This is a genomic window from Streptomyces brasiliensis, from assembly GCF_014647875.1.
In the GTDB taxonomy this organism is placed as follows: Bacteria; Actinomycetota; Actinomycetes; order Streptomycetales; family Streptomycetaceae; genus Streptomyces; species Streptomyces brasiliensis.
Genome location: NZ_BMQA01000001.1, coordinates 407,394 through 419,943 on the forward strand (window position 1 = coordinate 407,394; position 12,550 = coordinate 419,943).

The window sequence follows — 12,550 nt, forward strand, 5'->3', positions numbered from 1 at the left end:
GTGGCGGGAAAGCCGGACATCCTCTGTCACCTTTGGCGGCGGTTCGCCGTCCGGATCAGTGGCCGCGGGCGATCCACTCGTCGAGGTGCGGGGCTTCGTCGCCGATGGTGGTGGAGTCGCCGTGGCCGGTGAGGACCTTCGTCTCGGGCGGGAGGGTGAGCAGTTTGCCGCGGATCGAGTCGATGATCGTCGGGAAGTGGGAGTAGGAGCGCCCGGTGGCGCCCGGGCCGCCCTTGAAGAGGGTGTCGCCCGTGAAGACGGTGGCCAGGCCGGGGTCGTACAGGCAGACCGCGCCGGGCGCGTGGCCGGGGGTGTGCAGGACGGTCAGATGGAAGCCGGGTGCCTCGATGACCTGGCCGTCCTGCAGATGCGCGTCGGGGTCCCGGTCGGGGTGGGTCTGCTTCCACAGATCCAGGTCGTCGGGGTGCAGCCAGATGGTGGCTCCGGTGCGGTCGGCCAGGGCGGGCGCGGCGTCGATGTGGTCGTTGTGCGCGTGGGTGCACACGATCGCGGTCAGGCGCCGGTCGCCGACGGCCTCGGCGATGGCATCGGCGTCGTGGGCGGCGTCGATGACGATCACCTCGTGGTCGTCGCCGACGACCCACACGTTGTTCTCGACGTCCCAGGTGCCCCCGTCGAGGGTGAACTGACCGGAGGTGACGAGGCGTTCGATGCGGGCGGTCATCACAGCACCACCACCGAGCGCAGCACATCACCCTGGTGCATCCGCTCGAACGCCTTCTCCACCTCGTCGAGCTGGATGGTCTCGGTGACGAACGCGGCCAGGTCCAGGCGTCCTTGCAGATGCAGGTCGATCAGCATGGGGAAGTCCCGGGAGGGCAGGCAGTCACCGTACCAGGACGACTTGAGGGAGCCGCCGCGGCCGAAGACGTCCAGAAGCGGGAGTTCGAGCTTCATCTCCGGGGTGGGGACGCCGACCAGGACCACGGTGCCGGCGAGGTCGCGGGCGTAGAAGGCCTGCTTGTACGTCTCCGGGCGGCCGACCGCGTCGATGACGACGTCGGCGCCGAAGCCGCCGGTCAGCTCGCGGACCGCCTCGACCGGGTCGGTCTCCTTGGAGTTGATGGTGTGGGTGGCGCCCATCTTGCGGGCCGTCTGGAGTTTCCGGTCGTCGATGTCGATGGCGATGATCTTCGCCGCGCCCGCGAGGTTCGACCCGGCGATGGCCGCGTCACCGACGCCGCCGCAGCCGATGACGGCGACGGAGTCGCCGCGGCCGACGTTGCCCGTGTTGATCGCGGCGCCGATACCGGCCATCACACCGCAGCCGAGGAGACCCGCGACGGCAGGCGACGCGGCCGGGTCGACTTTGGTGCACTGCCCGGAGTGGACCAGCGTCTTCTCTGCGAACGCGCCGATCCCGAGGGCCGGGGAGAGTTCCGTGCCGTCGAGCAGCGTCATCTTCTGCTTCGCGTTGTGGGTGTTGAAGCAGTACCACGGCCGTCCACGCAGACAGGCCCGGCACTGCCCGCACACCGCACGCCAGTTGAGGATCACGAAGTCGCCGGGCTCGACATCGGTGACGCCCTCGCCGACGGACTCCACGATCCCCGCGGCCTCGTGGCCGAGCAGGAAGGGGAACTCGTCGGTGATGCCGCCCTGCTTGTAATGCAGATCGGTGTGGCAGACGCCGCAGGCCTGGACGCGTACGACCGCCTCTCCCGGCCCCGGATCCGGTACGACGATCGTCTCGACCCGTACGGGCTCGTCCTTGCCCGGTGCGATCACGCCGCGTACTTCCTGCGCCATGCCTGGCCCCTTCCTCGATGTGCCTGCGTACCGACCCTACGCGCGACTGATCGGTAACGGCTCGGAGCGCGACGAAGGCCGTGGATCTTTCGACCGCGGCCCACGCCCGTTCGGACGCGGCCTACGCCAGCGAAAGGAAGAGTTTCTCCAGACGGGCCTTCAGCTGCTGCGTGGTCTCGCCGTCCGCGTCCCTGCGGTCGACGTCCGTCAGACACTGCTGGAGTCCGGTCGCGATGATCGCGAATCCGGCCCGGTCCAGGGCACGGGAGGCCGCGGCGAGCTGGGTGACCACGTCCTCGCAGTCCCGGCCCTCCTCGATCATCTTGATCACACCGGAGATCTGCCCCTGCGCCCGGCGCAGCCGGTTCAGGACTGACCTGAGATCATCACCCTCGAACTGCAGCTCCACGACCACTCCTCCGTATACCCTCAGGGGTATCCTACCGGACGAACGGGGAGCACCGTGGGCGACGCAGCGACGGACAGGACCGGGCCGCCCGTGTGGCGGCTCCTTCTCGGCTATGTGCGGCCGCACCGGTGGGCCCTGCTGGCGGGCGCGCTGCTGTCCCTGGTCACCGGGGCGACCGGGCTGCTGCTGCCGCTGGTGGCGCGCGGTCTCATCGGCGATCTGGCGCACGACCGTTCCATCACCTGGCCGCTGCTCGCCATGGCAGGCCTCGTCGTCGCCAACGCGGCCGTGGGCGCGCTGGGTTCGTACGTCCTGCGGCGCACCGCCGAGTCGGTCGTGCTGGGCGCCCGGCGCGCCCTGTCGTCGTATCTGCTGCGGCTGCGGATCACCGCCGTGGACCGCAGCGAGCCGGGCGACCTGATGGCCCGGATCACCTCGGACACCACGCTGCTGCGCGAGGTCACCACGGACTCGCTGGTGGCCCTCGGCACGGGTGGCCTGACCCTCGTGGCCACCGTGGTGCTGATGGGCGTGGTCGACCCCGTGCTCCTCGGGGTCACCCTCGCGGTGATCGCCGGGGCGGGTACGGTGCTCGGCGCGATCGTGCCGCGCATCAACCGGGCCAGCAGGCGGGCGCAGGACGCGGTCGGTGTGATGGGAGCTTCGCTGGAGCGGATCCTCGGCGCGCTGCGCACGGTGAAGGCGTCCGGCGCCGAGCACCGGGAGGAGCGGACGCTGCACGAGGCCGCCGAGGAGTCGTGGCGGCAGAGCGTGAGCGCCGCCAAGTGGTCGGCGGCCGCGGGCAATACGGCCGGTCTCGCGATGCAGATCGCCTTCATCACCGTGCTCGCGGTGGGCGGGGCGCGGGTCGCGACCGGCGCGATCGACGTGGGCACGCTGGTGGCGTTCCTGCTGTACGTCTTCTATCTCATGTCGCCGATCCAGCAGGTCGTCGGCGCCGTCACCCAGTACCAGACGGGCGCCGCTGCGCTGGCCCGGATCCAGGAGGCGCTGCGACTGCCCGCCGAACCACCGGCCGGGCCCGCCCCGTTGCCCACCGCCGGCGCAGAACCCGCCACGCTCGCCTTCACGGACGTCCGCTTCCGGTACGCCGACGACCTGCCCTACGTCCACCACGGGGTCAGCTTCGACATACCGGCGCGGGGCATGACGGCGTTCGTCGGCCCCTCCGGCGCGGGCAAGACGACGGTGTTCTCGCTCATCGAGCGGTTCTACGACCCCGGCTCCGGCGTCATCACGCTCGACGGCTGCGCGCTGGCCGACTGGGACCTGCCGCGGCTGCGCTCGGCGATCGGGTACGTCGAGCAGGACGCCCCGGTCCTGTCGGGCTCGCTGCGCGACAACCTGCTGCTGGGCAACCCGGAGGCCGACGAGGACGCGGTGACGGAGGTACTGCGCACGACGCGCCTCGACGGACTGCTGGCCCGGCTGCCGCAGGGCCTGGACACCCTGGTCGGCCACCGCGGGACCAAGCTGTCGGGCGGCGAGCGCCAGCGCGTCGCCATCGCCCGCGCCCTGCTGCGCCGCCCCCGGCTGCTGCTCCTGGACGAGGCGACGTCCCAGTTGGACGCGGTGAACGAGGCGGCGCTGCGGGACACAGTCGCGGACGTCGCCCGCTCGACGACCGTCCTCGTGGTCGCGCACCGGCTCTCCACGGTGACGATGGCCGACCGGATCGTGGTCATGGACGCGGGCCGGGTGCGCGCGATGGGCACGCACCGGGAGCTGGTGGACGCCGATCCGCTGTACGCCGAGCTGGCCGCCACGCAGTTCCTGGCGACGGCGGGCTGACACCGGGGCGGGGCCGGGGCACGACGAAGGGCCGCCCGTTCCCGGACGGCCCTCGGCAGGATGCGACGCGGTGGTGCTCAGGACTGGACGGCCGGCAGCAGCTGGGTCACGGGCGCGGCCAGGTCGGTCACCTGGTGCAGCTGGTTCAGGTCGTTGAGCCGGCCCAGCCCCTGCAACTGCTCGGAGATCCGCGGGATCTCTCCCTGGCGCTCCACGGGGATGTCGCTAACGGCGAGCGAGTCGAGTGTGTCGATCGGGCTGATCTTCCCGGTCTCCTGCGCCCCCGCCGGGGCCGCGTTCGCCAGCGGTGCGGCGAGGCCGGTGACGCCCGCGGCGAGACCGACGGCGGCGACGATACGTCGTGTTGAGATCATGTCCTCAGCAACGCCGCCGGGGCCCGGCCGGACACGGGCGGGCGGCCCCGCTCACCCGTGAGGCGGACCCCCGGCTGGGCTTGCCGAGGCCGCCGGGCCGGGGGAGCCTCGTAGAAGAGGGGCCCCCTGGCGGCCCGCTCCCCATGGGCCGCGCCCTCTTGAGGAGGTCACCATGGGCACCGCGACAGGCTCCGCCTTCGACATCGAGACACTGCGCCGCGGGATAGAAGGGAACACCGGCAACACCCTTCTGTCGCTCTACGCCGACAACGCGGAGATCCGCATCATCGACCGCAACACCCAGCCGAGCCACCCGAAGATCCTGCGCGGGCGGCCGGAGATCGCGGCGATGCTGGACGACGTCTACAGCCGCGACATGACGCACAAGTTGGATCAGTGCATCGTGCAGGGCGACCGCGCCGCCTACAGCGAGTCCTGCGAGTACGCGGACGGCGTCCGGGTCCTCGCGGAGTCGATGATCACGCTGCGCGACGGGAAGATCGCCGAGCAGATCATGATCCAGGCATGGGACGAGTAGCGAGGAGGGCCGCGAGGGTCCAGGTTACCTCCCGGCTGACCTGGACCTTCTCGGCTCGCGCGGTACTGGGCCAGGCCCGCCGCGCCCACCACCGACCGGTTACGACGGCAGGCCGCCTGGCCTCCGCGGCCCTCATCCGCTCGCTCCTACGAGGCACACGCCCTCGGCCGCCACGTCCACGGGTGCTGCGCATACGGCACCGCCGATCGCGCTGAGCGGGGCGCGGCCGGCGGTACGACAGGACGTCTTGCGCCCGACGTGAGGAGGTGGAGCGGCAGTTCGTGGTGGCCGCACCCGCTTCACAATCCCGGTGACCACCCTGCCGGCCGCAGTATCCCGAGCAGTTGGCGGACCAGTTCGTCGACCGCCTCGTCCAGGGTCGCGTCCACCCACCCGGCGCTCCAGTCGTGGAGCAGGCCGTTGACGCTGCCGATGAAGGCCGTCGCGGCGAGGCGGTAGTCGCGCGGGGCCGCCTCCCCGCGGGCCACGGCGGCGCGGGCCTCCGCGCAGATCAGGTCGACCCAGCGGGAGCGGCGGGCCAGGCGCTGTTCCTCCAGGCGGGGGCTGACGCCGATGATCTCGCTGCATCGTCTCTGAGAGCGGCGCCGACCAGGTGACGGCGATGGACTTCGCGACCGGGCAGAAGGTCACGTCGGTCGCGGTGGGCGACCATCCGCAGCGCGTGCGGCTGGGTCACGTGCAGGACGACTGGACGGGGCCGAGCGGCAGTTGAAGTTCCCCTAGGACGCCGGTCTCCGGGGGCGGGGAACCCCCTGGAGACCGGCCCGCGTCCTCAACCGCCCACCCTGTTCGTCACGTTCAGCAGATACTCTTTCCGGTTCAGCGGGTTGTGGTCGGTGCGCGGGCGCTCGGGGACCGTGCCGCGGGTGACCGGCGCGTAGTGGTCGAAGGCGCTCTCCAGCTCGCCCTCGCCCCGCGTCAGCCCCGGCAGCCGCTGCTCCAGTTCGTGCACGTGGGCGGCCGGCACCGTGCCCTCCAGGAGGCACAGGACGTCGTGCGTCTGCGTCGTCCGCGGTACGGCGTCGAGGCGGGCCAGCACCGGCAGCAGGGCGCCCAGTGTGTCCGCCGGGGCCTCGAGGCGGAAGCGGTGCCGGGGCTCGTGGACCCGGGTGCCCGCGCGCCGCAGCGCCTCGATCAGGACGAGCGGGGTCAGCCCGCGGAAGTCGTAACCGGTGCTGGACATGCTCTTGTCGAAGCCCTGGTGGGCGTGGCTCTGCCGGGGCGAGTAGCCGGAGTGGGTCATGGTCACCGTGCAGTCCGTGACCCGCCAGCCGTGCAGCCCCTGGCCGAGCGCCTCGCGCACGGTGTCCTCGACGGCCTTGAAGAAGGCGTACGGCATCGAGCCCAGCTCGACCTCGAGCCGGAAGTCCACGCTGGAGCCGGCCGGCGCGGGATCGACGCGCAGGCCGACGGTCGCGAGGAACGGGTTGGCGTCCTTGTTGTTGAACTCGACGGCCGCGCCCGAGCCGACCGGACGCTCGATGCACAGGGGCGACGTCTCCCGGAAGGTGACGTGGAGGCCGTACTCGTCGGCGAGGGTGGCCTGGATGACCTCCTTCTGCACCTCGCCGTAGAGGGAGACGGAGGTCTCCTGGCGCACCTCGTCGTGGCGCACGTCGATCAGCGGGTCCTGTTCGGCGAGCTGGGTGAGCGCGACGTGCAGCGAGCGCCGGCCCACGCCGGGCCCGGGGACGACCACGGTCTCGAGCGTGGGCGGCGCGAAGTGGTGCTCGTACGCCGAGGCCGGTGCGCCGAGCGCGTCGCCGATCCTGATGCCGCCGAGGCCCCACACCTTGCCGATGCGGCCCGCGCCGACGCTCTCCTCGCGGACGTCCGTGCCGTGGTCGAAGACGCTGACCGCGGTGACCTTGCCCTCCTCGTGGCCGTCCCCGAACGGGATCCGGTCACGGGTGCGGAGGGTGCCGGAGAAGATCCGCGCATAGGCGACCTTCTCACCCGCGGGTCCCCGCTCGACCTTGAACACCGTGCCCGACAGGGGCCCACCGGGGTCCCCGGCCGCGGTGGGCAGCAGGCGCTCGATGCCGGTGATCAGCTCGGGCACGCCGGCGCCCGTGATCGCGGAGCCGAAGTAGACCGGGTGGACGAGGGCTCGCCGGGTCTGGGCGGTGAGGGCGGCGCGCAGCCGGTCGTGGGAGACGGTGTCCTCGACGTACGCGGCGAGCAGGTCGTCGTCGTGTTCGGCGAGGACGTCGAGCGCGGTCTGGGCAAGGCCCGGGACGAAGCGGGCGGCGCGGGTGCCGAGTCCGGCGGCGGCGCCCATCGGGACGAGCGCGGGGGTGAGGCGGCGGGCCATCGCCCGCAGGACGTCCTCGTCGCGCGCCCCGCGCCGGTCGATCTTGTTGACGAAGACGAGCGTGGGGATGCGGAGCCGCCGCAGCGTGCGCATGAGCACGCGGGTCTGCGCCTGGACGCCCTCCACGGCCGAGACGACCAGGACGGCTCCGTCGAGCACGCCGAGCACCCGCTCCACCTCGGCGATGAAATCGGGGTGGCCGGGGGTGTCGATGAGGTTGACGGTCACGCCGTCGAGCGGGAAGGAGACGACGGCGGACTTGATGGTGATGCCGCGCTGCCGTTCGAGGGCGAGGGTGTCGGTCGTGGTGCTTCCGGCGTCGACGCTGCCGACCTCGTCGATCACTCCGACGGAGTGCAGCAGCCGCTCGGTCAGGCTGGTCTTACCGGCGTCGACATGGGCGAGGATTCCGAGATTGAGCAGATGCACTGAGCGTGATGTCCTTCGGCATGGGTGGGATTCCTTCCTGGGTGGACATGCACGCAGCTCGCATCGGTGGTCCTTTCTCGGTGACGACTGATGCCGTCCCGGTGACGGCGGATCCCGTGAAGTGGAGCAGAAACCGGCACCCGGCGACAATGGATTAACGGTCAACAAAGCCGTGTCGCACCACTCGCCGTCGCCAGGGGCCGGTCATAGAGTGACCTTCATCACGCTCGGTCGCTGATCCCCCTCACGCACGCCCGTACGGTCTGGAGGGCACATGACCCACATCAAGGTGAACGTGGACGGCACGACGTACGAGGACGAAGTGGAACCCCGTCTGCTGCTCGCCCACTATCTGCGCGACCGCCTCGGTCTGACCGGCACCCCGATCGGCTGCGACACCTCGAACTGCGGTGCGTGCACGGTCGACCTCGACGGCGCGACCGTCAAGAGCTGCTCGGTCCTCGCCGTCCAGGCCGACGGCTCCGAGGTGACCACCGTCCAGGGACTGGCCAAGGACGGCGAGTGGACGGCGCTGCAGCGCGCGTTCCACGAACGGCACGCGCTCCAGTGCGGCTACTGCACCCCGGGCATGATCATGGCCGCGCGCGATCTGCTCCGCGAGAACCCGCAGCCGACCTCCTACGAGATCCGGCAGGCCCTGGAGGGCAACCTCTGCCGCTGCACCGGCTACCAGAACATCGTCCGCGCCGTCCTCGCCGCCTCCGGGCAGGAGGCTCCCGCGGTGGCCGAGGAGGTCACGGCATGACCGATCAGGCCGTCGAACGCGAGGTCGGACGCTCCCGGCTGCGCAAGGAGGACGCCCGGCTGATCACGGGCCAGACCAACTGGACCGACAACATCCAGGTCGCCGGACTGCTGCACCTGGCGATCCTGCGCAGCCCGATGGCCCACGCCCGGATCACGCGGGTGGATGTCTCGCCTGCTCTCGAACGCCCCGGTGTCGTCGCGGCGTTCAGCGGCGCCGACCTGGCCGACGGAATGGGCTCGCTGCCCTGCGCCTGGCCGGTGACCGAGGACATCGTGCTGCCCGACCACCCGCCGGTCGCGGTGGACGAGGTGCGCTACGCCGGCGACCCTGTCGCCGTGGTCGTGGCCCGGGACCGGTACGCGGCCGCCGACGCGCTGGAGTCGATCGAGGTCGACTACGAGCCGCTGCCCCCGGTCCTCGACCTGGAGGCCGCCCTCGCGGACGACGCCCCGCTGGTCCACTCCGACAAGGGCACCAACCGCAGCTACCTCTGGCCGCTGGCGGCCGGCGAGAGCTTCGACTCGGTGCGTGAGCGCGCCGAGGTGACGGTCAAGCGCCGCTACCACCAGCAGCGGCTGATCCCCAACGCCATGGAGCCGCGCGCGGTCGTCGTCACCCCGCTCGCCGCCTCCGGCGAGTACACCGTCTACTCGGCCACCCAGATCCCGCACATTCTGCGGATCATGCTGGCCATGGTCACCGGCGTCCCCGAGCACAAGCTCCGGGTGATCGCCCCGGACGTGGGCGGCGGCTTCGGCTCCAAGCTCCAGGTGTACGGCGAGGAGGCCCTGGCGCTCACCGTCGCGCGGAAGATCGGCCGCCCGGTGAAGTGGACCGAGTCCCGCTCCGAGGGCTACCTCGCCACCCACCACGGCCGCGGCATGATCCAGGACATCGAGGTCGCCGCGACCCGCGAGGGCAAGCTCCTCGGCCTCAAGGTGGACCTGATCGCCGACATGGGCGCCTATCTGATGCTCGTCACCCCGGGCATCCCGATCCTCGGCGCGTTCATGTACCCGGCGATCTACAAGATGGATGCGTACGAATTCAATTGCACCGGCGTCTTCACCACCCGCACCCCCACCGACGCCTACCGCGGCGCCGGGCGCCCCGAGGCGACGTTCGCCATCGAGCGGGTCATGGACGAACTGGCTGCCGAACTCGGCCTGGACCCCGTGGAGTTGCGCCGCCGGAACTGGATCCGGCACGAGGAGTTCCCGTTCACCTCGATCGCCGGGCTGACCTACGACAGCGGCAACTACGAGGCGGCGACCGAGAAGGCCCTCGCCCTGTTCGGGTACGACGACCTGCGCGCCGAGCAGCAGAAGCGCAACGAGCGCGGGGACGCCGTACGGCTCGGCATCGGCGTGTCGACGTACACCGAGATGTGCGGCCTGGCGCCGAGCCGGGTGCTGCGCGACCTCAGGTACGGGGCCGGCGGCTGGGAGGCGGCGAGCATCCGCATGCTGCCCACCGGCAAGGTCGAGGTCGTCACCGGCACCAGCCCGCACGGGCAGGGCCACGTGACCTGCTGGAGCCAGATCGCCGCGGACGTGCTGGGCGTGCCGTTCGAGGACGTCGAGGTGGTCCACGGCGACACCAAGGCGGCCCCGCAGGGCATGGACACCTACGGCTCGCGGTCGCTGGTCGTCGGCGGCGAGGCCGTGCACCGGGCCGCGCAGAAGGTGGTGGAGAAGGCGCGGAAGGTGGCCGCCCACCTGCTGGAGGCGAGCGAGCAGGACCTGGAGTTCACGAACGGCGTGTTCTCCGTGAAGGGCTCGCCCGAGGCGCGCAGGTCCATCCAGGAGATCGCGTTCGAGACGTTCTCCTCGCACGACCTGCCCGACGGCATGGAACCCACCATCAACGCGGAGACCCTGGTCGACCCGGAGAACTTCTCCTACCCGCACGGCACGCACCTGTGCGCGGTCGAGGTCGACACGGAGACCGGGCGGACGCGGATCAGGTCGTACGTCTGCGTCGACGACGTCGGCCGGGTCGTCAACCCGATGATCGTCGAGGGGCAGGTGCACGGCGGTCTGGCGCAGGGCATCGCGCAGGCGCTGTACGAGGAGGCCGTGTACGACGCCGAGGGCAACCTCGTCTCCGGCACGATGGCCGACTACCTCGTGCCGTCGGCGGCGGACCTGCCGGACTTCGTGACCGACCGGACCGAGACGCCCGCCGCGAACTCACTGGGCGTCAAGGGAGTCGGCGAGGCGGGCACGATCGCCTCGACCCCCGCCGTGGTGAACGCGGTCGTGGACGCGCTGCGCCCGCTGGGCGTGCACGACGTGCGGATGCCCTGTACGCCCGAGCGGGTCTGGCAGGCCGTGCGGTCCGCCGGCTCCGGCAAGGAGGCCTCGGCATGATCCCTCCCGCATTCGACTACGTCCGGCCCGCGAGCGTCGACGAGGCGGTCCGCGCCCTCGCCGACGCGGGCGAGGACGCGAAGGTGCTGGCCGGCGGGCAGAGCCTGCTGCCGCTGCTCAGGCTGCGGCTGGCCTTCCCCGAACTGGTCGTCGACGTCGGCCGGATCCCGGAGCTGCGCGGCGTCCGCGACGAGGGCGACGCACTTGTCATCGGCGCGCTGACCACGCACCACGACGTGATGCACGACCCGCTGGTGCGCCGGCACGCCGGCCTGCTGGCGGCCGCCACCGAGACCGTCGCCGATCCCGCCGTACGGCACCGCGGCACCCTCGGCGGCTCGCTCGCGCACGCCGACCCGGCCGGTGACCTGCCCGCGGTGGTGCTGACACTGGACGCCGAACTGGTCGCCGTCGGGCCGAACGGGCGGCGCACGATCCCGGCCCGCGAGTTCTTCGTCGACTACCTCCAGACCGTGCTGGCACCCGACGAACTGCTGGTGGAGGTGCGGGTGCCGAAGGCGGACGGCTGGGGCTTCCATTACGAGAAATTCCACCGGGTCGCCCAGGCCTGGCCGATCGTCGGCGTGGCCGCCCTGGTCCGGCGGGACAACGGGCACATCGCCGAGGCGCGCGTCGGGCTCAGCAACATGGGCAGCACACCGCTGCGGGCCACCGCGGCCGAGCAGGCGCTGGCCGGCGCGGGGGACCCGGACGCCGTGGCACGGGCCGCGGAGTCGGCGGCCGAGGGCACCCGGCCGTCGCAGGACCCGTCCGGCTCGCCCGAGTACCGGGCGCATCTGGCCCGGGTGCTGACGAAGCGGGCGGTCCTGACCGCCGCCGGAATGGGGTGAGCGCCGATCAAGGGCTTGGACGACCCGGAGCAGGTGCGGGCCCGCCTGGAGGAGACGGGGTACCTCGTCGACGAAGGGCTGGCCATCGCCTGCTTCCTGGCCCTGAGGCTGCACCGTCCGCTCTTCTGCGAGGGCGACGCGGGCGTGGGCAAGACCGCGCTCGCGACCGCCCTCGCCGAGGCGCTCGGCGCCCCGCTGATCCGGTTGCAGTGCCACGAGGGCATCGACGCCTCGCAGGCCCTGTACGACTGGGACTTCCCGCGCCAGCTGCTGCATCTGCGGGCCGCCGAGGCGGCCGGGGTGAAGGACGCGGAGCGGCTCGAGAGCGAGCTGTACGACCGCCGCTTCCTCATCGCCCGGCCGCTGCTGCGTGCCTTGCAGACACAGCCGGCGGTGCTGCTGGTCGACGAGATCGACCGGGCCGACGACGAGTTCGAGGCGTTCCTGCTCGAGCTGCTGTCGGAGTACTCGGTGACGATCCCGGAGCTGGGCACGCTGCGGGCCGAGGCGCCCCCCGTCGTCGTCCTCACCTCCAACCGGACCCGCGAGGTGCACGACGCGCTGAAGCGGCGGTGCCTGTACCACTGGTTCGACCATCCCTCCTTCGCCCGTGAACTCGCCATCGTGCGCAGCCGGCTGCCGCGGGTGTCGGCGCGGCTGGCGGAGCAGGTCACGGCCCTCGTCCAGGCACTGCGGGCGGCCGACCTGGTCAAGCCGCCCGGAGTGGCCGAGACGATCGACTGGGCGCAGGCCCTCGACACGCTGGGCGCGAACGAGGTGGACGCGGAGCTGGCGGTGGCGACACTGGGCTCGGTGCTGAAGTACCGCGAGGACACGGACCGGGCCCGGGGTCTCGACCTGGCCGCGGTGCTGGCCGCCCGGGGGGCGTGA

General features: G+C 71.8%; 11 protein-coding genes and 2 pseudogenes. 7 read left to right on the plus strand and 6 right to left on the minus strand.

Annotation, left to right across the window (positions count from 1 at the left end; all coding sequences use genetic code 11):
• Nucleotides 1-55 precede the first annotated feature (55 nt).
• The 3 genes from IEZ19_RS01870 to IEZ19_RS01880 all read right to left on the minus strand — a co-directional run bounded on the left by IEZ19_RS01870 (nt 56) and on the right by IEZ19_RS01880 (nt 2,179).
• Nucleotides 56-685, minus strand: coding sequence for an MBL fold metallo-hydrolase (locus tag IEZ19_RS01870; RefSeq protein WP_189309165.1), 630 nt, complete (start codon nt 683-685; stop codon nt 56-58).
• Nucleotides 685-1,770, minus strand: a complete 1,086-nt coding sequence (locus IEZ19_RS01875; RefSeq protein ID WP_189309166.1) for an S-(hydroxymethyl)mycothiol dehydrogenase — start codon at nt 1,768-1,770, stop codon at nt 685-687. The genes IEZ19_RS01870 and IEZ19_RS01875 overlap by 1 nt, the downstream gene beginning before the upstream one ends.
• 121 nt (nt 1,771-1,891) lie before the next feature.
• Nucleotides 1,892-2,179, minus strand: a complete 288-nt coding sequence (locus IEZ19_RS01880) for a metal-sensitive transcriptional regulator (protein ID WP_189309167.1) — start codon at nt 2,177-2,179, stop codon at nt 1,892-1,894.
• Nucleotides 2,180-2,233: 54 nt separating this feature from the next.
• Between IEZ19_RS01880 and IEZ19_RS01885 the strand changes: the two genes are divergently transcribed.
• A complete protein-coding gene (locus IEZ19_RS01885; RefSeq protein ID WP_189309168.1) occupies nt 2,234-3,991 on the plus strand; it encodes an ABC transporter ATP-binding protein in 1,758 nt (585 codons plus the stop codon).
• A 77-nt stretch (nt 3,992-4,068) separates the two neighbouring features.
• Here the strand turns inward: IEZ19_RS01885 and IEZ19_RS01890 are convergent, their stop codons facing one another.
• The gene (locus IEZ19_RS01890; RefSeq protein ID WP_189309169.1) at nt 4,069-4,365 is read right to left on the minus strand and encodes a hypothetical protein; all 297 of its coding nucleotides are present in this window, start codon (nt 4,363-4,365) and stop codon (nt 4,069-4,071) included.
• Nucleotides 4,366-4,537: 172 nt separating this feature from the next.
• Between IEZ19_RS01890 and IEZ19_RS01895 the strand changes: the two genes are divergently transcribed.
• Nucleotides 4,538-4,903, plus strand: a complete 366-nt coding sequence (locus tag IEZ19_RS01895) for a nuclear transport factor 2 family protein (protein WP_189309170.1) — start codon at nt 4,538-4,540, stop codon at nt 4,901-4,903.
• A gap of 299 nt (nt 4,904-5,202) precedes the next feature.
• On the opposite strand, the pseudogene IEZ19_RS01900 reads toward IEZ19_RS01895, so the two are convergent.
• Nucleotides 5,203-5,487 (minus strand): annotated as a pseudogene (locus IEZ19_RS01900) (TetR/AcrR family transcriptional regulator); the annotation flags it as partial.
• On the opposite strand from IEZ19_RS01900, the pseudogene IEZ19_RS01905 reads away from it, so the two are divergent.
• Nucleotides 5,487-5,636 (plus strand): annotated as a pseudogene (locus IEZ19_RS01905) (YncE family protein); the annotation flags it as partial. The pseudogenes IEZ19_RS01900 and IEZ19_RS01905 overlap by 1 nt on opposite strands.
• Nucleotides 5,637-5,696: 60 nt before the next feature.
• On the opposite strand, the gene IEZ19_RS01910 reads toward IEZ19_RS01905, so the two are convergent.
• Nucleotides 5,697-7,667 (minus strand): elongation factor G, encoded by a 1,971-nt coding sequence (locus IEZ19_RS01910; RefSeq protein WP_189309171.1) that lies wholly within the window; start codon nt 7,665-7,667, stop codon nt 5,697-5,699.
• Nucleotides 7,668-7,941: 274 nt separating this feature from the next.
• Between IEZ19_RS01910 and IEZ19_RS01915 the strand changes: the two genes are divergently transcribed.
• The 4 genes from IEZ19_RS01915 to IEZ19_RS01930 are packed head-to-tail and all read left to right on the plus strand — an operon-like array spanning nt 7,942 to nt 12,550.
• Complete coding sequence (locus IEZ19_RS01915; protein WP_189309172.1) at nt 7,942-8,433, plus strand: (2Fe-2S)-binding protein; 492 nt, start codon at nt 7,942-7,944, stop codon at nt 8,431-8,433.
• On the plus strand, nt 8,430-10,808 hold the full coding sequence (locus IEZ19_RS01920) for a xanthine dehydrogenase family protein molybdopterin-binding subunit (protein ID WP_189309173.1): 2,379 nt from the start codon (nt 8,430-8,432) through the stop codon (nt 10,806-10,808). The genes IEZ19_RS01915 and IEZ19_RS01920 overlap by 4 nt, the downstream gene beginning before the upstream one ends.
• A complete protein-coding gene (locus IEZ19_RS01925) occupies nt 10,805-11,659 on the plus strand; it encodes an FAD binding domain-containing protein (protein WP_189309174.1) in 855 nt (284 codons plus the stop codon). The genes IEZ19_RS01920 and IEZ19_RS01925 overlap by 4 nt, the downstream gene beginning before the upstream one ends.
• Nucleotides 11,660-11,674: 15 nt before the next feature.
• The gene (locus tag IEZ19_RS01930; RefSeq protein WP_229839858.1) at nt 11,675-12,550 is read left to right on the plus strand and encodes an AAA family ATPase; all 876 of its coding nucleotides are present in this window, start codon (nt 11,675-11,677) and stop codon (nt 12,548-12,550) included.

Coding starts and splice junctions, on each gene's coding strand:
- IEZ19_RS01915 (WP_189309172.1), top strand. CDS start 7,942: ATGACCCACATCAAGGTGAACGTGGACGGCACGACGTACGAGGACGAA.
- IEZ19_RS01920 (WP_189309173.1), top strand. CDS start 8,430: ATGACCGATCAGGCCGTCGAACGCGAGGTCGGACGCTCCCGGCTGCGC.
- IEZ19_RS01925 (WP_189309174.1), top strand. CDS start 10,805: ATGATCCCTCCCGCATTCGACTACGTCCGGCCCGCGAGCGTCGACGAG.
- IEZ19_RS01870 (WP_189309165.1), bottom strand. CDS start 685: ATGACCGCCCGCATCGAACGCCTCGTCACCTCCGGTCAGTTCACCCTC.
- IEZ19_RS01890 (WP_189309169.1), bottom strand. CDS start 4,365: ATGATCTCAACACGACGTATCGTCGCCGCCGTCGGTCTCGCCGCGGGC.
- IEZ19_RS01875 (WP_189309166.1), bottom strand. CDS start 1,770: ATGGCGCAGGAAGTACGCGGCGTGATCGCACCGGGCAAGGACGAGCCC.
- IEZ19_RS01895 (WP_189309170.1), top strand. CDS start 4,538: ATGGGCACCGCGACAGGCTCCGCCTTCGACATCGAGACACTGCGCCGC.